This window comes from Alkalicoccobacillus gibsonii (assembly GCF_016798245.1).
GTDB classification, from domain to species: domain Bacteria; phylum Bacillota; class Bacilli; order Bacillales; family Bacillaceae_D; genus Alkalicoccobacillus; species Alkalicoccobacillus gibsonii.
The window spans coordinates 160,452-180,688 of sequence record NZ_JAEUZA010000005.1 but is presented as its reverse complement, the minus strand read 5'-3'; the positions used below and the strand labels follow the sequence as shown (position 1 = coordinate 180,688).

The 20,237-nt window shown below is 41.4% G+C and carries 17 protein-coding genes; 6 read left to right on the top strand and 11 right to left on the bottom strand.

Annotated elements, in window-relative coordinates; genetic code table 11:
- Nucleotides 1-2 precede the first annotated feature (2 nt).
- From JNO66_RS17800 to JNO66_RS17785, 4 genes are all read right to left on the bottom strand, one after another.
- On the bottom strand, nucleotides 3-923 hold the full coding sequence (locus JNO66_RS17800; protein WP_203090661.1) for a carbohydrate ABC transporter permease: 921 nt from the start codon (nucleotides 921-923) through the stop codon (nucleotides 3-5).
- A 20-nt stretch (nucleotides 924-943) separates the two neighbouring features.
- Complete coding sequence (locus JNO66_RS17795) at nucleotides 944-2,188, bottom strand: extracellular solute-binding protein (protein WP_203090545.1); 1,245 nt, start codon at nucleotides 2,186-2,188, stop codon at nucleotides 944-946.
- A 15-nt stretch (nucleotides 2,189-2,203) separates the two neighbouring features.
- Nucleotides 2,204-4,366 (bottom strand): beta-glucosidase BglX, encoded by a 2,163-nt coding sequence (gene bglX, locus JNO66_RS17790; protein ID WP_203090544.1) that lies wholly within the window; start codon nucleotides 4,364-4,366, stop codon nucleotides 2,204-2,206.
- Nucleotides 4,367-4,545: 179 nt separating this feature from the next.
- The gene (locus JNO66_RS17785; RefSeq protein ID WP_203090543.1) at nucleotides 4,546-5,514 is read right to left on the bottom strand and encodes a LacI family DNA-binding transcriptional regulator; all 969 of its coding nucleotides are present in this window, start codon (nucleotides 5,512-5,514) and stop codon (nucleotides 4,546-4,548) included.
- A 283-nt stretch (nucleotides 5,515-5,797) separates the two neighbouring features.
- Here JNO66_RS17785 and gatC point away from each other — a divergent pair, with 283 nt between their 5' ends.
- From gatC to JNO66_RS17765, 4 genes are all read left to right on the top strand, one after another.
- On the top strand, nucleotides 5,798-6,088 hold the full coding sequence (gene gatC / locus JNO66_RS17780) for an Asp-tRNA(Asn)/Glu-tRNA(Gln) amidotransferase subunit GatC (protein ID WP_203090542.1): 291 nt from the start codon (nucleotides 5,798-5,800) through the stop codon (nucleotides 6,086-6,088).
- A 15-nt stretch (nucleotides 6,089-6,103) separates the two neighbouring features.
- Nucleotides 6,104-7,552 (top strand): Asp-tRNA(Asn)/Glu-tRNA(Gln) amidotransferase subunit GatA, encoded by a 1,449-nt coding sequence (gatA, locus tag JNO66_RS17775; RefSeq protein ID WP_203090541.1) that lies wholly within the window; start codon nucleotides 6,104-6,106, stop codon nucleotides 7,550-7,552.
- Nucleotides 7,553-7,567: 15 nt separating this feature from the next.
- Nucleotides 7,568-9,001: an Asp-tRNA(Asn)/Glu-tRNA(Gln) amidotransferase subunit GatB gene (gene gatB / locus JNO66_RS17770; protein WP_203090540.1), complete on the top strand. Its 1,434-nt coding sequence runs from the start codon at nucleotides 7,568-7,570 to the stop codon at nucleotides 8,999-9,001.
- A 91-nt stretch (nucleotides 9,002-9,092) separates the two neighbouring features.
- Nucleotides 9,093-9,323 carry a hypothetical protein gene (locus JNO66_RS17765; RefSeq protein WP_203090539.1) on the top strand — a complete coding sequence of 77 codons (231 nt, stop codon included), beginning with the start codon at nucleotides 9,093-9,095 and terminating at the stop codon, nucleotides 9,321-9,323.
- A 40-nt stretch (nucleotides 9,324-9,363) separates the two neighbouring features.
- Here the strand turns inward: JNO66_RS17765 and JNO66_RS17760 are convergent, their stop codons facing one another.
- Nucleotides 9,364-10,752 carry a VanZ family protein gene (locus JNO66_RS17760; protein ID WP_210340933.1) on the bottom strand — a complete coding sequence of 463 codons (1,389 nt, stop codon included), beginning with the start codon at nucleotides 10,750-10,752 and terminating at the stop codon, nucleotides 9,364-9,366.
- A 558-nt stretch (nucleotides 10,753-11,310) separates the two neighbouring features.
- On the opposite strand from JNO66_RS17760, the gene JNO66_RS17755 reads away from it, so the two are divergent.
- Nucleotides 11,311-12,249, top strand: a complete 939-nt coding sequence (locus tag JNO66_RS17755) for a diacylglycerol kinase (RefSeq protein WP_203090537.1) — start codon at nucleotides 11,311-11,313, stop codon at nucleotides 12,247-12,249.
- A gap of 18 nt (nucleotides 12,250-12,267) precedes the next feature.
- On the opposite strand, the gene JNO66_RS17750 is transcribed toward JNO66_RS17755, so the two are convergent.
- The 5 genes from JNO66_RS17750 to JNO66_RS17730 all read right to left on the bottom strand — a co-directional run bounded on the left by JNO66_RS17750 (nucleotide 12,268) and on the right by JNO66_RS17730 (nucleotide 17,664).
- Nucleotides 12,268-13,071, bottom strand: coding sequence for an ABC transporter ATP-binding protein (locus JNO66_RS17750; RefSeq protein WP_203090536.1), 804 nt, complete (start codon nucleotides 13,069-13,071; stop codon nucleotides 12,268-12,270).
- Nucleotides 13,071-14,102: a FecCD family ABC transporter permease gene (locus JNO66_RS17745; RefSeq protein ID WP_203090535.1), complete on the bottom strand. Its 1,032-nt coding sequence runs from the start codon at nucleotides 14,100-14,102 to the stop codon at nucleotides 13,071-13,073. Before JNO66_RS17745 ends, JNO66_RS17750 begins: the two co-directional genes overlap by 1 nt.
- On the bottom strand, nucleotides 14,099-15,157 hold the full coding sequence (locus JNO66_RS17740) for a FecCD family ABC transporter permease (protein WP_203090534.1): 1,059 nt from the start codon (nucleotides 15,155-15,157) through the stop codon (nucleotides 14,099-14,101). Before JNO66_RS17740 ends, JNO66_RS17745 begins: the two co-directional genes overlap by 4 nt.
- Nucleotides 15,129-16,187: an iron-siderophore ABC transporter substrate-binding protein gene (locus JNO66_RS17735; RefSeq protein ID WP_203090532.1), complete on the bottom strand. Its 1,059-nt coding sequence runs from the start codon at nucleotides 16,185-16,187 to the stop codon at nucleotides 15,129-15,131. The genes JNO66_RS17740 and JNO66_RS17735 overlap by 29 nt, the downstream gene beginning before the upstream one ends.
- A 349-nt stretch (nucleotides 16,188-16,536) precedes the next feature.
- Entirely contained in the window at nucleotides 16,537-17,664 is a 1,128-nt protein-coding gene (locus tag JNO66_RS17730; RefSeq protein WP_203090531.1) for a hypothetical protein, read from the bottom strand.
- 501 nt (nucleotides 17,665-18,165) lie between these two features.
- Here JNO66_RS17730 and JNO66_RS17725 point away from each other — a divergent pair.
- The gene (locus JNO66_RS17725; protein ID WP_203090530.1) at nucleotides 18,166-18,609 is read left to right on the top strand and encodes an NlpC/P60 family protein; all 444 of its coding nucleotides are present in this window, start codon (nucleotides 18,166-18,168) and stop codon (nucleotides 18,607-18,609) included.
- A 295-nt stretch (nucleotides 18,610-18,904) separates the two neighbouring features.
- On the opposite strand, the gene JNO66_RS17720 is transcribed toward JNO66_RS17725, so the two are convergent.
- Nucleotides 18,905-20,152 (bottom strand): NTTRR-F1 domain, encoded by a 1,248-nt coding sequence (locus JNO66_RS17720; RefSeq protein WP_203090529.1) that lies wholly within the window; start codon nucleotides 20,150-20,152, stop codon nucleotides 18,905-18,907.
- Nucleotides 20,153-20,237 lie beyond the last annotated feature (85 nt).

Here is a 20,237-nt window from a genome sequence, read left to right as displayed (position 1 = left end):
CCTTATAGATCTTCTTGCGTTTTGCGTAATTTAAATTGAATTAAGGTCGCTATGATAATGATGACAAATAAAACGAATGAAGCTGCTGCGGCGTAGCCAAAGTTACTATAGCTAAACCCTGTTTCGTAAATAAAGAGCGCAATGGAAATGGTTCCGTCTAATGGTCCACCTTGCGTCATAACAAACGGTTCCTCAAAGAATTGAAGCCAGCCAATTAATGTTGTGACCGTGATAAAGAAGGTGGCGAATCCTAAGAGAGGAAACGTAATCTTAAAGAATTGCTGGCGGCGACTCGCACCATCGATGGTTGCAGCTTCATAATAGTCTTTTGGAATGGCTTGTAGCGCAGCTAAATAGATCAGCATATTGATTCCAATGCCCTTCCAAACAGCGAGAATGATTAAAGAAAGCTTTGCAACGGTTGGGTCTTCCAACCAGAGGACAGGACCGGAATGAAGAAAACCAAGAATCTGATTAAACAATCCATAGGAAACGTTGTATAAAAATCCCCAGATGACGGCGATGGCTACAATGTTTGTAATGGCTGGCATGTAATAGATGACTCTAAAGAATTGAAATAATTTATTGGATCCATAGTTTAGGAGTAACGCAGCTCCAAGTGAGCAAATGATGACAAGTGGTACTCCAATGATTACGTAGAAAAACGTATTGTATAAGGAGGTCCAAAAGATCGGATCACTCAGCAACACACGATAATTTTCCAAGCCAATAAAGGAAATATTTGACCAATCAGTGATTCCTCTTAAGTCCATATCAGTAAAGCTAATGACTAAGGCAATCAGTATTGGCAACACAGCAAAAAGGATGAGCAGCGCGATGGCTGGAGTAATAAAATAATACGGTTCAGGTTTAAGCCGTTTTTTGGCAGGTTGATTTGAGTGCAACGTCTTCTTTCGTGCCATTTCCATGAACGATTCCCCCCTTAGTCCTCTTCTGTTACAATCATTGGTTCGATTCTTGAACGGAAATCTGCAATCTCTTCCTCAACTGAGTAACCAGCACGTGTAATTCGTTGTTCTGAACGTTTCCATTCATCATTAATTCGATTCCAATTTAAAACTTGTGGTTGCGCTCGAGAGTGCTCAAGCTGATCAAAGTATCGGTAGAAGCGCTTATCCTCTTGCAAAGCAGGGTCATCCCAGGCATCTACTCTAGGTGGTAATACTTTTACATCCTTAAAGTAATCAATTTGGGTATCTCGATCTGTTAAATAAGAAAGAAAAGCCACAGCTTCATCAGGATGTTCTGTCCATTCAAACACGGCCATGTTAGATCCACCAATAACAGAGTCGTTATTCTCTTTTGATGGCATGACCTTTGTATCCCATTCTTCGAAATCAGGATAGTTATCAATCAATTGTTGATAGCGAAAAGGGGGTTCAAAAAACATTGGTTGAATCCCATCAACAAAGGACTGCATCGGATCAAGTCCGAGACCTAATGGAGCTAAATCTTCTTTAAAAAATCGTGTATAGTAATCTACAGATTCAATAAAAGCAGGGTCAGAGAAATCGACTCCTTTGTCGTCAGTTTCAAATTCCACACCGTTTTGCCATGCAAAAATGTAAGGGAGGGTATCATCGTTTTCCGGTAACGTCAGAGCGTATAACCCATCTCCTCTATCATATAGACGAGTGGCGGCATCATACAGTTCTTCCCATGTTTCAGGCCCTTCAGGATACCCGACTTCTGCTAAAAGATCTGTACGATAGTATAAAACCCGTGTCTCCACGTACCAAGGTACCGCCATCATGTCATCGTTGTACATGATTGAATCAACGGCTCCCTCAAAGAAATGTGAGGGGTCAAGATTTGGAAATTCTTCTACATAGTCATTTAAGGGCATTAAAGCCCCCGTACTCGAAAAATCTGCCATATATGAAGTACCAAGCTGAACCACATCTGGTCCACTTCCTGAGGCTACCGCAGTTAATAAATTGTCGTAGATGTTGTCCCATGGGATGGCTTGTAAGTTTACTTTTACACCTGGATTCTCGTCTTCAAATGCCTTAATATATCCTTCATTAACGAGTTGTTCGGCTTCCCAGCCAATTGCCCATACATCTAGCGTGATATCGCCTCTTGCACGATCGTTAGAGCATGCTCCTAGAACAATAGAGATAAGAGCCACAGCTGAAGCCGTCAGAGCTAATCGTTTTTTACCCACATCATTACCCCCTTATTATAAATCTAACAGTGTAAAAGACAGCTTGGTTAGGTTGGAATTTTCGCTGCTGCTACCAACATAGATGTGAAAGGTTCCAGAGTCACTTTTATAAGATAGATCACTGTGATAGTAACGAAGCATGCTCTCAGTCACTTCAAATTGAATCGTTTTCGTTTCTTTAGCCTCTAAAAAGATTTTCTGAAATCCTTTTAGTTCTTTACCCGGACGGACAACCTCGGCAACAGGATCTTGAATGTAAAGTTGAACAATTTCTTCTCCCGAGACTTCGCCAATATTTGTAATGTCTAGCGTAATTGTTAACGATTCATTCGCAGTTAATTGGTCTGAAGAAAGATGAAGCTTACTGTATTTAAACGAAGTATAGCTTAGTCCAAACCCAAACGAATATAAGGGTTCATTTGCTACATCAATGTAACGAGAGAAAAAGCGCTCATCACTCCCTGGTGGTAAGGGTCTACCAGTCGTATACGCATTGTAATAGACAGGTACCTGACCAGTGGTTCGAGGGAAGGACATCGTTAACTTTCCACTTGGATTGGCTTCTCCGAGGAGCAGATTTGTAATGGCGCTGGCTCCTTCAGACCCGGGATGCCAACATTCCAGGATGGCATTTACATATGGTTCAAGCTCTGTTAAATCGAGCGGACGAGCATTAAAGAGTGTGACGACTATGGGCTTTCCGAGTTCATAAAGCTTTTTAGCTAATTCAAGTTGGCATGGTGCTAGAGTGATAGACGCGCGACTTCTTCCCTCGCCACTCCGTTCACGTCCTTCACCTAGAGCGAGAACGATCAAATCAGCATTTGAAGCGGAATCTAATGCTTCGTTTAATAGTTTTTCATTTCTTTCATACATTTCACTGCCCTTGCTATAAGCGAAGTGTGAAAATGTCTTTTCCATACAATCCTTAAGTGTATCGGTTTCTTCTACTTTCCCGAAGATTGACCATTCTCCGAGGAGATCTTTGTTGTCTGCATAAGGCCCAATAAGTGCAACGTTTGTGCTAGTAGAAAGTGGAAGCGCGTTATCATTTTTTAATAGAACAGCACTTTTTTCGGCCGCTTTTCGTACAAGTTCTTTATGCCTGGAATTCGTTAATGTCTCTTTTTCTCGAGTGACACTGGTTTGACGGTATGGGTCTTCAAATAGGCCTAATTCGTTCTTGAGCTCCAGCACTCGCTTTACTGCTTCATCTAAAAGGGCAAGCTCGACTTTACCTTCTTCTATAAGCCTTTTTAAAGAATGGGAATAGCATAGGCTCATCATATCAATATCAACGCCCGCGTCGAGTGCTTTTTTGGCGGCTTCAGCTTCATCCTCCGCAACACCATGTGGAATCAATTCTTGAACCGCACTGAAGTCAGAAATGATCACCCCATCAAAGCCGTATTCCTCTCTGAGCATGTCACGTAGTAATGCTTTGTTACCTGTAGCTGGAATGGAGTCGACTGTGTTAAAAGCAGTCATTACGAGCTTTACGCCTGCATCTAGAGCTGCTTGATAGGCAGGCATATGCATCTCTCTTAGCTCACGCTCTGAAAGATCAACCGTATTGTAATCTCTGCCACCTTCAGATAATCCATAAGCAGCAAAATGTTTAACACATGCAGCAAGATGCTGAGAATCGTTTTTTAAATCTGAACCTTGTAAGCCACGAACAGTGGCTTTAGCAAATAAGCTGTTAAGGTAAGGGTCCTCACCAGTGGACTCCATGACTCGTCCCCAACGAGGGTCTCGCACGAGGTCTGCCATTGGAGCAAAACTGACATGAAGTCCAGCGCTTGTTGCTTCTTTTGCTGAAACCGCTTGCAATTCTTCGACTAAAAGGGGGTCCCATGTTGCTCCTAGCCCAAGTGGGATCGGAAAAATAGATTCAAACCCATTAATTACATCAGCCATAAATAACAGTGGAATGCCGAGTCTGTTTTTTTCAAGATGATTTTTTTGGATCTCTAGTAGCTTCTCGGCACCTGCAATTCCCAATACCGATCCACTTGCATCAATCATTTCTTGATTAACAGGAAATTCAATTCTCCCTGTAACTGGTGTGCTCGAGTGACTAGTAGAGTAAAAGACGCCAGCAAACTGAGTAAGCTGTCCGATCTTTTCTTCAATCGTCATTTCTTCTAAAAGCTGTATAACTTTATCATTAATCATAAAACACCTCACAAAGAAAATAGAGTGAAACGTTTCACCAAATAAGTAAAAAAATATAGATTATATTTATTTTATCGACTTATGACGTTTTGAAACGTTTCACCTGTTTATGTACCTACAGTATAAATCGACGGTAAATTAAATTGCAAGAAAAAAATAAGAACCTCTATCCTTACAGGTTATCCTGTAGTTGAGGTTCTTATTTTTAAGCTGGTAGGAATGAGTTCGTCATGGGTATCATCACTTTGAACGAGTTGGAGCAAGACCTTAGCTGCAATGTTTCCCCAGAGTTCTGTTGAATAATCAACAGTTGTGAGAGGAGGGGTAACGTACTGGCTGAGTAAACTGTTATCAAAGCCTGCGAGCAAGATATCCCTACCAATCACAAATCCCTTTTTTTGAAAATATTCCTGCATACCAATTGCAGGACTGTCTGAGAGGGCTAAAACGGTTGTTGGCTCACCATTCCATTCTCTTTCAATGATTTTAGCTGCCTCTAATCCGCCATTTAACCTGAAGTCTCCTTCTAACACTGAAATTTCTCGATTGGGTGCAAGGTCAGAGAAGGTGGCAAGGGCAGCTTTTGAGCGAATTTGGTTATCAAAATTTTGATTACTTCCAGTCACAAGATAGGTCGTTTGAGTAGGCAAGTCTACAAGATGCTGAATCATCTGTTTCATTCCGTTCTCATTGTCGAGAAGAACCTGACGTACGTGTTTGTGATAGAAGGTTCGATCAAGGACGACTAGCTTACGTCCGGCGTCCGCTAAGCGCATCACTTCTTCTGATGTAATGCGGTTGTCCATAACCAATCCACCATCAACAGATCCATTATCTAAAGAGTCCAAAGCTTTCTCTCCTGTACAAACGACAACATCGTAGCCAAATTTCGAACAGGTTTCAATGACACCGGAAAGAATATCTCCAAAGAAGATTCCACGGTCTTCACGAATAAAAATACCAATTTTTTTTGTTAGTCGGGTTTTTAACGTACGTGCGGCTGCATTAGGTCGGTAATTTAACTCTCTTGCTACTTGTTTGATGTGCTCTGTTGTTTTCTTAGAAACTTTTGGATTGCCATTGAGTGCATAAGAAACAGATGTAACGGATACACCAGCTTTTTTTGCAATGTCTCGAATGCTCACCATTCGCATCCGCTCCTTTTTAATCACTTTTACATAGTTTAACTTTTACAGAGGTTTGTTTAATTGTCAACAGAAGCAAAATCATAGATAAACAGTTAGAGTACACCTCTACACCACCACGTCACAGAAATAAAGTATCATCTATATAATCTCAATAAATCCTATAACATCAAGGGTTTCTCACTTCATTTCATCCTCAAGCACCTGCAACCCTCTGTTGCTTGCCGGTCTTTAATTTGGTATAGTTTAAAGTATTGTCAACATGCGATTTTGGAGGTGTAATGAGATGTCTCGAATCTCAACAGATCAAGTGAAACACGTGGCAAATTTGGCGCGTCTTGCGATTTCGGAAGAGGAAGCTCAAATGTTCACAAAGCAGCTGGATGATATTATTTCATTTGCAGAGCAGTTAAATGAATTAGATACAGAAGGTGTAGAGCCAACAACTCATGTACTTAACATGAAGAATGTTCTGCGCGAGGACAAGCCTGACGCTGGGTTACCAGTTGAGGAAGTCTTGAAAAACGCTCCTGACCATGAGGATGGTCAAGTGCGAGTGCCGTCTATAATGGAATAGCAGGGAGGATCCAGAATGTCTTTATTTGACCATTCAATTAAAGAGCTTCACGCGAAGCTTACGCAAAAAGAAATAAAGGTAACGGACCTTGTAGATGAATCCTACAAGCGTATTGCAGAGGTCGATGGAAAAGTTCAATCATTCCTGACACTTGATGAAGAAAAAGCTCGTGCGTATGCAAAAGAGTTAGATGAAGTAGCAACACCTGAAGGCTTGCTTTTTGGTATGCCAATTGGTGTAAAAGATAATATTGTTACAAAAGATCTTCGTACAACGTGCTCAAGTCGTATCCTTGAAAACTTTAATCCGATCTATGATGCAACAGTTGTTCAAAAGCTGCGTCAAGATCAAGCCGTGACGATCGGTAAGTTAAACATGGATGAGTTTGCGATGGGTTCTTCTACTGAGAACGCAGCTCTTGCAAAAACAAAGAATCCTTGGAATCTTGACTATGTTCCAGGTGGATCAAGTGGTGGGTCTGCAGCCGCAGTTGCAGCAGGAGAGGTCCTTTTCTCACTAGGCTCTGATACGGGTGGTTCCATTCGTCAACCAGCAGCTTACTGTGGTGTGGTTGGATTAAAGCCTACATATGGCCGTGTGTCTCGTTTTGGATTAGTGGCATTTGCCTCTTCTCTTGATCAAATTGGTCCTGTTACACGTCGTGTAGAAGATAATGCGTATCTTCTTCAATCAATCTCAGGAGTGGATCCAATGGATTCAACATCTGCTCAAGTAGATGTTCCTGATTTCCTGTCAGGACTTACTGGTGATGTAAAAGGTCTGAAGATTGCTGTTCCAAAAGAATACCTTGGTGAAGGTGTTCAGCCTGAAGTGAAACAATCGGTTCTTGATGCGCTTAAAGTGCTTGAGGCACAAGGAGCAACATGGGATGAAGTTTCACTTCCACATTCTAAATACGCGCTTGCAACGTACTACCTGATCTCTTCATCTGAGGCTTCAGCTAACCTGTCTCGTTTTGATGGAGTGCGTTATGGTTATCGTACAGATAATGCAGACAACCTGCTTGAGATGTATAAGCAAACACGTGCGGAAGGTTTCGGTAACGAAGTGAAACGCCGTATCATGCTTGGTACATTTGCTCTTAGCTCAGGCTACTATGATGCGTACTACAAGAAAGCTCAACAGGTTCGTACGTTAATTAAAAAAGACTTTGAAGATGTCTTTGAAAACTACGATGTCATTGTTGGACCAACGACTCCAACACCAGCGTTTAAGATTGGTGAAAAGACGGATGATCCATTAACGATGTATGCGAATGATATTTTAACGATTCCAGTAAACCTTGCAGGGGTACCAGCGATCAGTGTACCGTGTGGATTCCAAGACGGACTTCCACTAGGACTACAAATTATTGGAAAGCACTTTGATGAAAAGACTGTGTATCGTGTAGCCCACGCCTATGAGCAGGCAGCGGATTTTGCCGATGCGAAGCCAGCGTTGTAAAGGGGGTCCATTGACATGACAAATTTTGAAACGGTAATTGGACTAGAGGTTCACGTAGAATTAAAAACGGACTCAAAGATTTTCTCTGCGAGCCCAAACCATTTTGGAGCAGAGCCAAATGCGAACACAAGTGTAATCGATCTTGGTTACCCTGGTGTGCTTCCAGTTTTAAATAAAAAAGCAGTGGAATTCGCAATGAAGGCTTCTATGGCGTTGAATTGCGAAGTCGCAACAGATACAAAGTTTGACCGTAAAAACTACTTTTACCCTGATAATCCAAAGGCTTACCAGATCTCTCAATTCGATAAACCAATCGGTGAAAACGGCTGGATTGAAATTGAAGTAGAAGGTAAGAAAAAGCGTATCGGTATTACACGCTTGCACCTGGAAGAGGATGCAGGGAAGCTCACTCACTCAGCTGGTGGCTATTCTCTTGTTGACTACAACCGTCAAGGAACGCCGCTTGTTGAGATCGTATCTGAGCCGGACATCCGTACACCTGAAGAAGCGTATGCGTATCTTGAGAAGCTAAAAGCGATCATTCAATACACAGGCGTATCTGATTGTAAGATGGAAGAAGGGTCGTTGCGTTGTGATGCGAACATCTCTCTTCGTCCGGTTGGACAAGAAGAGTTTGGAACAAAAGCAGAGCTTAAGAACCTGAACTCCTTTAACTTTGTTCGCAAAGGATTAGAGTATGAGGAAAAACGTCAGGAGCAGGTTCTTCTATCTGGCGGAATCATCGAGCAGGAAACACGTCGCTTTGATGAAGCTGGCGGAAAGACGATTCTGATGCGTGTAAAAGAAGGATCTGACGACTATCGTTATTTCCCAGAGCCGGATCTAACCGCTTTACACATTGATGATGAATGGAAAGAACGCATCCGTGCGGAGATTCCTGAGCTTCCAGATGCTCGTAAACAACGTTATGTGGAAGAGCTTGGTTTACCAGCATATGATGCGAAGGTTCTGACGCTTACAAAAGAAATGTCTGATTTCTTTGAAGCAACCATTGAACTTGGAGCAGATCAAAAGCTTGTTTCAAACTGGTTAATGGGTGGCGTATCCGAGTATCTGAATGCAGAGCAGAAGGAACTTGGTGAAACAGCCATCACACCTGAATCACTAGCTGGAATGATTAAGCTAATTGAAAAAGGAACCATCTCCTCTAAGATTGCGAAGAAGGTGTTCAAAGACCTGATCGAAAAAGGTGGAGACGCAGAGAAAATTGTTCAAGACAAAGGGCTTGTTCAAATTTCTGATGAAGGCGAAATCCGCAAAATGGTCGTTGATGTATTGGATCAAAACGAACAATCCATCATCGATTTCAAAAACGGAAAAGACCGTGCTGTGGGCTTCCTTGTTGGTCAAATCATGAAAGCTTCCAGAGGAAAAGCGAACCCGCAATTGGTGAACCAATTCCTAATGGAAGAAATCAATAAGCGTTAATCAAGGAATGGAGCTTGTCCTAAGGGGCAGCTCCTTTTTTTGTGCATACGAAGAGTACAGGAAGGGTACAGTTTAGGGTAGGAGGGGTTAGATGTGGCGTTTTAGTACAAGCGAAGTGATTCTCGGGATACTAGCCATTCTACTCTTTGTGGCTAGCCTGTTTCAGCCGTGGTTTATCATTGGGATGAATGCAGCCTTTGTTGTTCTCTTAACAGTAGGAGTGATTGCCGGATTTAAGGGGAAGGAAAGCAAATACAATCGAGTGGTCCTAATTTTGATGATTGCCGTTGTGGCAAATGGATTAATTCGTGCCATTCTTTAAATGAAAAGCCAAATTCCTTCGTAGAGGAATTTGGCTTTTTTTATAGGGCTGGAATGAGTAAATCCAACTCATTTCCATCTACAATACTTTTAAAGGCATACACAGGTTGATAGAAACCTTTTGAGTCAAGTACATACGTAACATTTAGCTCTTTAATTTCTATTTTGTCATAGTGCTCAGCATATGGATAAAAGGAGCCTTCCATTAATTGATTAAAGGCTTTTTGTTCAGACTTAAGCCGTTTGTCTATCACTTTATCATAAGTAATCATTGATTGCTCAATGGATTTTATTGAATCGTCTGAGTAATACTCAACAGTTAAAGTGCCATCAATTAGTTGACCATCCTTTTCTAGCAGATCGGCTGTCCACTCATATCTACCTGTGTCCAGTTGGTGAAAATTAGTTTGATCTAGTGGAGTAATGCCGAATTCGGAAAGCTTTTGAATTAATATCTCCTGGTCGGTATCTTTAGGCATTACGTTATCTTCAAAGTCTAAGCCCTCATTATATCTATAACTCCCGTCTTTAAACTCAAACCATACGGAATAATACGGTTCGCTTTGCAATGTATAAACGCCTGTTTCCGTATAAATATCCTCATTTATCTCGTGCGGGTCAATATTTTTATTTATTAACAACTCTTTAACTTCCTCTAGTGCCTCAGCATGTGAATACGGTGATACTTGATATACAGGTGTTGCTGAATCAGTCTCTCCATTGAAAAACACATCTAAAATAATTGTTGTTTCATTCATATTAACCTTTTTTGTCGGAGCAATACTAAGATTACCAAATTCCTTTAATGAATAGGTGCCAAAGACGATTCCGAAAGCCAGTAACGTAAGAAGTAAGGGGGAGAGATAGCCAATAGTCGGCCATAATCGTTTGTTCCGTACCTTCAGTACACTCATAGTCATTCCATATCCAATAATGGCCCCTAATGTGTTGTTAAACAAATCATCTACCTCAAAGACACCAAAGCCTGTAAAGTACTGAAATGTTTCAATTGCTAACGTAAAAAGAATTGCCGCAGCAAGTGTCCAAGCTGCATGCTTAAATCGATCTTGAAGTAGCGGTAAAAGAATGCCTAATGGAAGAAACATCACGATGTTCAAAATGACGAACTGCCAACTTTTTACGCTAAATTCGTTCCACGCCTCTACGTACGAACTAAACAGTGTAAGGTCGATGGAACCAGCATAATAAGACCCTCTTGAAAATACGGTGACCCCAAGTACCATGAGAATATATCCGACCAACATAAAAGTAACAATGGTGGGCTTAATGGAAATGCTGGCAGTCCCTCGTAATAGCTTTTTGTACACGAGGAAGTAAGCGATGGAGAATAGTAAAGCTAACATGATAATGCCCATTAGTGAGGTGGTGAAGTGATCTTTGATGAGAGAAAAAATAGTGTCTGCAGTCATAACGTTGATGGGATCTTCCTTTCCTATAAGTTCAGGTTCTATTATCTACCAATATGGAAAATAAATCTAGGTGTGAATGAGAGAGTTGTAGGGATTTGCTTAGTTGAAGCGATGGAGGAGGGATTAATGTGATAGGGTGCCGGATTCATACGATGAAGGAGAGATTGATGTGATAGGGTGCCGGATTCATGCGATGGAGTAGAGATTGATGTGATAGCCCGCGGGATCCATGTGATGAAGGAGAGATTGATGTGATAGCCCGCCGGATCCATGCGATGGAGGAGGAATCAATGCGATAGCCCAGCCCCAAACTGCTACGCTATCCTCTCACTTAATCATAAGTTTATTCAACTTTTCTAAAGGGAAATACTCTACATAAAGCAACTGATCAAATTAGACTTAGACATTTAATCATTTCTTAACCTCAAATCAAATCGTCCTTAACTTTTGTAACAATTTGAGAAATAGGCAGAAAGGATTGTTTTTCGTCTTTTTTGCGATACAATACAAAGTAGAGATTTCTGAGCGGTATACCTTGAAGCAAAGTGGGAGAGCCATATGAAAACAGCACGTTTAATTTATAATCCAACCTCAGGGCGTGAGCAGATCCGTAAGAATTTAGCCTATGTGCTAGATCGTTTGGAGAAAGCAGGGTATGAGACGTCAGCGCATGCGACAACGCCAGAAGAGGGTTGTGCCAAGCGAGCAGCTAGACGCGCGGGTGAGCAGGGTTATGATCTAGTCATTGCAGCCGGTGGGGATGGTACGATTTTTGAAGTCGTAAATGGTTTGGCAGAGCTTGAGAATCGTCCAATGCTTGGGATTATTCCAGCTGGTACAACAAATGATTTTGCGCGAGCACTGGGGATTTCGAAGGATATTACCAAAGCGTGTGATGTCTTATGTGGTGATCACATTGAGCCGATTGATATAGGAAAAATTAACGATAAGTACTTTGTGAATATAGCAGCAGCGGGTGCGCTGACTGAACTAACGTATGAAGTTCCTATTAAGCTAAAAACACTCGTTGGTCAGCTTGCTTATTACATTAAAGGTCTTGAGAAGCTACCTCAAATTTCACCGACTTCTGTTCGGATTGAATATGATGGAAAGCTATTTGAAGGCGACATCATGATGTTTTTAATCGCAAATACGAATTCTGTGGGTGGCTTTGAAAAGCTTGCACCACGGGCGTCTCTTCAGGATGGGATGTTTGATTTTCTCATTGTGAAAAAGACGACGTTTGCGGAGTTCATTCAAGTTGGTGGGCTTGCCTTACGTGGCGAACATATTAATCATCCGAAGGTAATGTACATCCAAGCGAACCGCATTAAAGTAGAAGTACTGGATGGCAATGCCGAAATGAAGCTGAACTTAGATGGGGAACGAGGCGGTAGCTTACCGGCCGAGTTTGTGAATTTATATAGACATTTTCAAATGCTTACGCCAGCTGCGCGTGATCAAAAGAAGCTTGAAAATGGAGAAACCGACCAATAAGTGGCCGGTTTCTTTTTTTTATGCTTTTACATGATAACGACCTCTTGGAACTACCAAGGGAGTATGTGAAACTGGGTCGGGGATTACTGTGCAATCTAATCCGTAGATTTCTTTCACGGCCTCACTTGTAATCACATCTGTTGGCGCTCCTTCAGCTATGAGCTGACCTTTTCTTAAGGCAAAGATATAATCTGCGTACCTAGCTGTTAAATTAATATCATGCAACACCATAACAATCGTTGTTCCATGCTTCTTATTTAAATCTGTAAGAAGGTCTAGGATTTCTACTTGATACGTAATATCGAGGAACGTTGTTGGTTCATCAAGGAACAGGATATCGGTTTGCTGCGCTAAGGCCATGGCAATCCAGACACGCTGTCTTTGTCCACCTGAAAGCTCGTCAATGCTTCGATTCGCAAGCTCTGTGATATTCATCATTTCCATTGCTTCTGCTACAGCCGCGTAGTCTTTTTTTGACCAGGTACCAAGTAAGGACTGGTGTGGATAGCGGCCACGTCCAACTAAGTCAGCAACAGTAATGCCCTCTGGAACGGTAGGTGATTGCGGTAGCATTCCAATCACTCGTGCAAATTGTTTAGGAGAGAACGTGGCAACTGACTTCCCATCAAGTGATACCATGCCATCTGCTGGCTTGAGTAAACGTGCCATCGTTTTCAGTAGCGTGGACTTACCACAGGCATTCGCACCAATAATGACATTGATCTTGCCATGGAGTATGGATACATTAATCTCATTTAAGATGATTTTTTCATCATACCCCGCGCTAATTTGTTCCGCTTGCAATGTATGAGTAGGTTTCATTATAAACTTCCCTTTCGATTCATGCGGATAAGTAAATAAATTAAATAAGGTGCACCTAGCAACCCAGTAATAATGCCAACAGGGAAACGTACTTCAAAGGCAAATTGACCAATTAAATCAGCTGCAAGAACAAGGTTTAATCCAACTAAACCCGCAGGCAGGACATTGGAGTAGCCAGGACCGACTAACCGCTTTGCAATTGGACCTGAGAGAAACGCAACAAATGCGATTGGTCCTGTTGTTGCAGTGGCCACAGCAATCATAGCAACAGAACTTAAGATTAGCAGCATTCTCGTTTTGTTTGTGTTTAATCCAAGTGAGGTAGCTGACTGTTCGCCAAGTTCTAACAAGCTTAACTGACTACCAAGAAGCATAACAATCGGTGCACAAATTACAACGGTGATCATTAATGGAGTGATCGCTTGAAGCTGAGATCCGTTCAAGCTGCCGCTCAACCAACGCAGGGCTGTTGCTAGATCCTGCTGAGCTCCTATTAATAGAAGATAAGAGATCACAGCACTAAGCATGGCTTGAATGCCGATTCCAACTAAAATAAGGCGACCGACTGAAAAGGATTTCCCTTTTGCCAAAATATAAATGATAACTACAGTAGCTAAACCTGCAAGGACCGCAGCAATAGAAATCGTTGTATTGCTTGTTCGAAAAATAAGGATACAGATAAGAGCGGCTACACTTGAACCAGCTGTAATGCCAAGAATATCAGGATTCGCGAGTGGATTACGCAACATCGTTTGAAATGTATTCCCGGCAATACCAAAGGCAATCCCAGCAAAAAGCCCGGCAAGCATTCGCGGAAGACGAATGGTATTAACTGCAAAGGTTGCACCATCGACTGATTCGCCCATTAATACACGAATAACATCACTGGCTGGATAGATGGTATTCCCTATCATCAGCATTGCAATGCAAAGGACACATGCAAGTAAGATCAATAGACTATTAACAAGAATCCAGCGCCTAAGCCGGTTACGACGGCCGCTTTTGATTTGAGTGATTGTATGTTCTCTCATAATGATCGCACTTTCATTCGAGTGGCAAGATAGATAAGGATTGGGGCTCCTAAAAAGGCTGTTAATACTCCAGCTTCAAGTTCTCCAGGACTCCCGAGCAACCTTCCGCACACATCGGATATTGTTAATATGCCAGCCCCTGATAAGGCGGACATCGGGATAATAAAACGTAGATCAGCACCAAGTGTTAACCTCATTAGGTGCGTGGACAATAGCCCCACGAAGCCAATGGGGCCAGCAAGTGCTGTGGCAGCCCCGCAAAGAATCACACCGGCAAAGGCAGCAACCAATCTTAGTACGCCTGTCCGCACGCCCTGACTTGTCGCAACTTCATCTCCAAGTGCTAGTGCATTAAGTGCAGGTGCCGTAATAATAGCAAGAATCACCCCAACAAGTAAGAACGGGATGAAGAGTGTATTAGAACTCCAGTTTGCTGAGCCTAAGCTACCAACCTGCCAAAATCGAAACTGATCCATCACGTCTGAGCGAGGCAGCATAATGGCACTCACTAAAGAGGAGAGGGCAGCGCTCGTTGCTGCACCTGCAAGAACAAGCTTAAGAGGTGTCGGACCAGACCGCCCCATAGACCCAACTCCATATACAAAGATAGCCGTTAGCATCGCACCTGTAATAGCCAGCCAAATATACTCACCTGCTGTACTAATGTTCAAAAATGCTAAGCCGGCTACCACAAAGAGAGAAGCACCTGTATTTACACCTAGAATACTCGGATCTGCAATCGGATTTCGTGTCACGGCTTGCATTAACGCACCTGACACACCGAGAGCAGCCCCACAGAACAAGCTAAAAATGGTTCGCGGAATGCGCTCGCGAACAACACTTGCCCCATACGATTCGTATTCAGGTTGAAACAATCCAGCGAACAGTTCCTCTCTTGTGACAACCCTTGAACCAAAGACAAGAGAGGCGATCATACAGGCAAAAAGAAGGACAAGAGAAAGAAGGAGCACCTTCCAAAAATGCTTTGGAAGATGCACGTTTGATTTCGTATGTGTCCTCACTTCATTATTCCTCGTTTTTTTGGATCGCTTCATCAATGAGGTCAACATACTCATCGATTGTATAAGAAATAGAAAGTGGGTTTGGTGTACCAGCAGCAGCTAGATCAGAGTTACCGTCAATAAAGACAACCGCACCATTTTCAATAGCTGGGATTTGCCCCAAACGAGAATCATTTTGAAGTGCTTCAAGTAGCGAGTCGTCTCCGTATCCAACAATCACATCCGCTTCATTTAACGCATCAGCATTTTCCGCACTTAAATTAAGTGAGTAAGCCGTATCATCTTCAATCATTTCCGATACATTATCCGGGAATACTAAGCCTAACTCTTGTAAAAAGGATACGCGTGTATCAACAGGCGTGTAAAGATGAAGCTGTGATAAATCATTAGCCGAGAAGTTTACCCAGAGAACATTTTTTCCTGCAATTTCAGGATGTTCTGAGACCGTTTCATCAATTAATGCTTCTGTATCTTCAACAAGCTGTTCACCCTCAGCTTCCATTCCCATACCCATTGCGTTATAGGTAATCTGTTCGCGCCAAGTTGTTGTCCATGGAGAAGTTGGGTAAGCAACAACAGGAGCAATTTGAGTCAGTAAATCATAATCCTCTTGAGAGATACCAGAGTAGGCAGCGAGAATGACATCTGGATTAGAGTCCGCAATCGCCTCAAAATCAAGACCGTCCGTATCCTGGTACACATTTGGATCTGATTCTCCAAGCTCTTCTACTTTTTCTGCCGTCCAAGGAAGCATTCCTTTGTCATCAACGATTCCAAAGTTAGCCGCAGAAAATCCAACTGGAACGGTGTCAAGAGCTAGTGCGATATCCTGATTTCCCCACTGAATCGTAGCCACTCGTTCAGGTTTCTCATCTAAAACGGTTTCACCAAAAGCGTGCTCAATCGTGATCGGATACTCAGAACTTGTTTCATCTGATGCTGTTTGAGTATTCGTCGATTCTGATTTTTCATCTTCACTTCCTGTTGTCTCAGAAGACTCACTTCCGCATCCTGCTAAAGCAACCGTTAATGCAGCCGAACCAATTAACCACTTGAATTTCATAAATAACCCCTACCAATCTATTTAATTTATATGTATCCAATAACAATAATCATTCTCAATTAGTGTATAGGTAAATGAGAGTGTTTGTCAATTAAATTTTGGTTTTATTATGACAATTTTAGAAAGTGGGTAAGAGAATCGTACTAATAAGAAAGGTCATAAATTTATATAGTTCGCTTTTAGAGTTTATACAATGACAAAAAAAGAATCATTAGAATAAGATTATAGAGTTATATTAAAATTTCAGTAAAAAAAATAACCACCCATGAACAATTCGTTCTGAGTGGTTATTTTTGTAGAAGAATGATACTAGTAGTGATTCAATTTCATATCAATTTAAACGCAGATCTTAATCAACTACAATTAATTCAGCTTGTTCAAAGTCCTTTTTATATTCAATTGGTACAGTATTGAGTTTCTGACCATCTATTAATTGAAAAGTAGATATTTCCCCTTGGAATTCAGAAGATGAATCTTTATAAACCATAAACGATATCTGATCTTGGTTTACATCAAAGTCCATCACTCTAGTAAAATCAATTTCCAAAGTATATTCTTCAACTTCGTTATATTCGCGATCAAGTATTTTAACTACTCCTGTTTCACTGACGACAATTAAAGTTTCTTCGTAAGGTATAATTGTAATTGGACGAAGCGGTTGAGGGAACGTTTTGACGACTTCTGTTTCTTCCGTTTCCCAGTTGAATGCTATAAGTTGATTTTCTTTTGATTGATTGATGTTATCAGAATAAGAGATAACAATAGTATTATTAAAAATAGTGTACATATCATTCAAAGTCGTTGTCGGGTACATATCTTCTTCAATAGGAAGAACATTAGTGTCGTTCACTTCTCCTGTTTCTTTGTCCACTAAAACAAAGTTATGAAAAGATTCAGCGGTTAGTTGATCATCATCACCTGTAATGAGCTCACTTTCAGTATAAACATAAAAATAATCGTTTAATAGAAATGCTGTGTGAACCGTTCCTTCTAGTTCGGTTACTATTTTCTCTTCTTGATTTTCTTTCCCAAAGACAAAATAGCTTATATACTTTCCACTACTCTCTTCCATTGAACCAACATTTACATCATAGAAGATGTAACCATCACTAACGTTCATTTGGTAAGCCCCACCATAGCCGTCCACACTCTCAGGATGCTTAAGCACAGAAAGGTTACCCGTTGATCGTTCAATTTTTGCGTGTTGATATCCTCGATGACCTGCAATATAGATATTGTCAGTTGTCTGCACACTATTCAATAGATCAAAACCGGGGAACGCTAGATCTTCTAATTGTTCGCCTTGATCGTTGTAAAGGGCAATTTCGCTTCCAGGTTCAAGAATATTTGAAAATCCAATAACATATTTACTGTTACCTAGTTCTGAGTAAGAACCTAAGTCTTCACCAGAACTAGAATGAGAACAAGAGGATAAGTACAGAAAACAACTAACTATAGCTAGACTTTTCTTTATCATGTTAGACCTCCATAAAAGGAAACAAGATTTCTCTTACTCCCCAAAGGTTATAAAGCTTGACGCTTTACTTGAATTGAAAACGCAGCCATTTATTCTAGGGGGGCTCTAATATTAACATTGAACTTTTCCTAAATAATTTGATTCAATTTATCTCTTTCCTCTAAAGGTAAATCCTTTGGTTGGATGATGAATTACAAGATTCTCCAACTATCTTTCAAACGCTTCATTGTCTTATTCATAAGAAAAATTCCTTTTCTCTCCTAATTTATTTTATGATCCCAGTGTAACATGAATCAATCACTTGAGATTGACTAGAATAATGATAGCAAAGGGCTTCTAGTCAGCTATCTAATGCTACGTTATACTTTAATTAATACATACCCAGCTAGACCATTATGCTGTGATGAGATAATTTTGGTGTTTTATATGAACCAGGTATAAAAAATAATAACGTAAGAATAGATTAGAGGTAAAACCAACTTTTAGTTTAGGAGAGTGCTAATGGGTAAATATTGTGTGTATATTGACAATGCAATCAGTTGGGCTGAAGATCGATTAGGTTCCATAGATTACGCATACATTTGTTTGGCTTTTGTAGAAGATGCATTAGAGAGAAGCAATCATATAGAAATTTTTGGAGGAGATAGTGCAAAAGAATCGGCTAACTTATATGCTGAAAGTATAAGTGAAGGTATCCCTCAAAAAGGCTCTTTTGTTTTTTATGATTGCTCAGGTCCAATTAATGGGGATTATAAGAACTGGGGTCACGTAGGGTTATCAATAGGTCATGGCAAGGTAATTCATGCTTGGGATAAGGTTCGAATTAACGGATATCTTGACATTGAAAATTTAAGTGGTGCTCCTGGGTGGAATAGTCCAAAAATAATTGGGTGGGTACCTCTTGAAAGAATTATGCAGGGCTATCAAAAGAAGGTATACGAGTGAGGACACTCATTACGTACACATAATGAAGAGACGAATAACCCCAACTAGGATTATTCGTCTTTTTTTGCTTCTATATCATTAGAAAGTCCGATGTTCTAGGACCCTACTAGAGACATCGTTTAAGTTGCCAATACTCCAATGTCAAAGTTAGATCCAATGAAAAGAAAGCAAGAGATCTTCATGCAGGTGAATATCTGAAAGGCATAAATAAAGTAGCTACGCATGTATACGTAGCTACTTTTGTTTATTAAAGACTGTTAGTGGGGCTTCTTAATTTGAAACTCTCTGTAATTCGTTAACTTATACCTAATCCGGCACTTGCGTAACCGGCAACAGCATTTACTAAGCTTACACCCGCTGCCGTTGCTGAGAAGACAATTAAGAGACGGTCTCCAGCAGTGACTGGTATAGCAAGACCTGTCGCGTTTCCAGTAGAAACGGTTCCAAGTGCTACTAACCCCGTTAATGGTGGTGTCAAGGTAACAGATGCTCCAGGTATTGCTGTTAGAATATTTGTTGCCGCCGGACCTGGAGAACGGAAAACTTGTGCTGTGATTGTTACTGTAGTGCCAACTAATGCTAGTGCAGCAGTGGTACTGAATAAGGCTGATAATGAAGTGATTACCCCATCCCTTGGTACGATAAATGCAAAGTTTAGTAAGGTCCCTGCAGCCCCTGTTAAATCAATTGTGTTCCCGCCTAATAAACTGATCCCTGTTACAGAGTTTCCAAAACCTACTAGACTTGTAGTGCCAGTAAGTCCGCCAAGAACTGTAGTTAGGGCGGTTGGAAGTCCAGATGCAAATGGGATAATTGCTCCACTTCCAGCTAATCCAGTTGCCCCAGTTGGCCCAGTTGGCCCAGTTGCCCCAGTTGGCCCAGTTGCCCCAGTTGGCCCAGTTGCCCCAGTTGTTCCAGTTGGCCCAGTTGGCCCAGTTGGCCCAGTTGCCCCAGTTGGTCCAGTTGGCCCGGTTGCCCCAGTTGGCCCAGTTGGCCCGGTTGGTCCAGTTGGTCCGGTTGGTCCGGTTGGCCCAGTCGGTCCAGTTGGTCCAGGGGGTCCACTTGGAACAAATAACTGAGCGGAAGAAATTAGTGCAACATCATCAATGACAATGTCAGATCCACCAACAATGGGAGCAATAGTAAATGTAATGGTTGCCGAGGCTGCTCCCACTGGTGCGATAGGAGTGGTTTCATACACAGTTAACCATGTTTCGTTTTCAACAACTGGTAACCCAGATGTTTCAATGATCACTGAAGTCGTTGTTCCCACTGCATTAAAGACTGAATCAAAAAATTGAACTGTTAAAACCACCTGTGGAGATGGAAGTCCGGTTGTTCTCGCAAGTGAGGCCAATACCTCAAAGCTCTCACCTGGTTCTATCGCAACATTTTGAGAAATACTTGCACCTGTAGCGCTTGATAGTTGAACTGCATAAAGACCGGTATGGCTGAATGCTGTAGTAAGAAAACCATTTGTAACAATCCATGGAACCAATGTCCCTGTTTCAAAACCACTATTTAAAAGACGGTTAATTAACATCTATACCTCCTGAGTTTCTTCCTTTTTTTAAAGCTTTGATATCATATGAGGAAGATAGATGTTGGAAACTCGATGTGCCTATAAA

Coding starts and splice junctions, on each gene's coding strand:
- JNO66_RS17800 (WP_203090661.1), bottom strand. CDS start 923: ATGGCACGAAAGAAGACGTTGCACTCAAATCAACCTGCCAAAAAACGG.
- bglX (WP_203090544.1), bottom strand. CDS start 4,366: ATGATTAATGATAAAGTTATACAGCTTTTAGAAGAAATGACGATTGAA.
- JNO66_RS17785 (WP_203090543.1), bottom strand. CDS start 5,514: ATGGTGAGCATTCGAGACATTGCAAAAAAAGCTGGTGTATCCGTTACA.
- gatC (WP_203090542.1), top strand. CDS start 5,798: ATGTCTCGAATCTCAACAGATCAAGTGAAACACGTGGCAAATTTGGCG.
- gatA (WP_203090541.1), top strand. CDS start 6,104: ATGTCTTTATTTGACCATTCAATTAAAGAGCTTCACGCGAAGCTTACG.
- gatB (WP_203090540.1), top strand. CDS start 7,568: ATGACAAATTTTGAAACGGTAATTGGACTAGAGGTTCACGTAGAATTA.
- JNO66_RS17765 (WP_203090539.1), top strand. CDS start 9,093: ATGTGGCGTTTTAGTACAAGCGAAGTGATTCTCGGGATACTAGCCATT.
- JNO66_RS17760 (WP_210340933.1), bottom strand. CDS start 10,752: ATGACTGCAGACACTATTTTTTCTCTCATCAAAGATCACTTCACCACC.
- JNO66_RS17755 (WP_203090537.1), top strand. CDS start 11,311: ATGAAAACAGCACGTTTAATTTATAATCCAACCTCAGGGCGTGAGCAG.
- JNO66_RS17750 (WP_203090536.1), bottom strand. CDS start 13,071: ATGAAACCTACTCATACATTGCAAGCGGAACAAATTAGCGCGGGGTAT.
- JNO66_RS17745 (WP_203090535.1), bottom strand. CDS start 14,102: ATGAGAGAACATACAATCACTCAAATCAAAAGCGGCCGTCGTAACCGG.
- JNO66_RS17740 (WP_203090534.1), bottom strand. CDS start 15,157: ATGAAGCGATCCAAAAAAACGAGGAATAATGAAGTGAGGACACATACG.
- JNO66_RS17735 (WP_203090532.1), bottom strand. CDS start 16,187: ATGAAATTCAAGTGGTTAATTGGTTCGGCTGCATTAACGGTTGCTTTA.
- JNO66_RS17730 (WP_203090531.1), bottom strand. CDS start 17,664: ATGATAAAGAAAAGTCTAGCTATAGTTAGTTGTTTTCTGTACTTATCC.
- JNO66_RS17725 (WP_203090530.1), top strand. CDS start 18,166: ATGGGTAAATATTGTGTGTATATTGACAATGCAATCAGTTGGGCTGAA.
- JNO66_RS17720 (WP_203090529.1), bottom strand. CDS start 20,152: ATGTTAATTAACCGTCTTTTAAATAGTGGTTTTGAAACAGGGACATTG.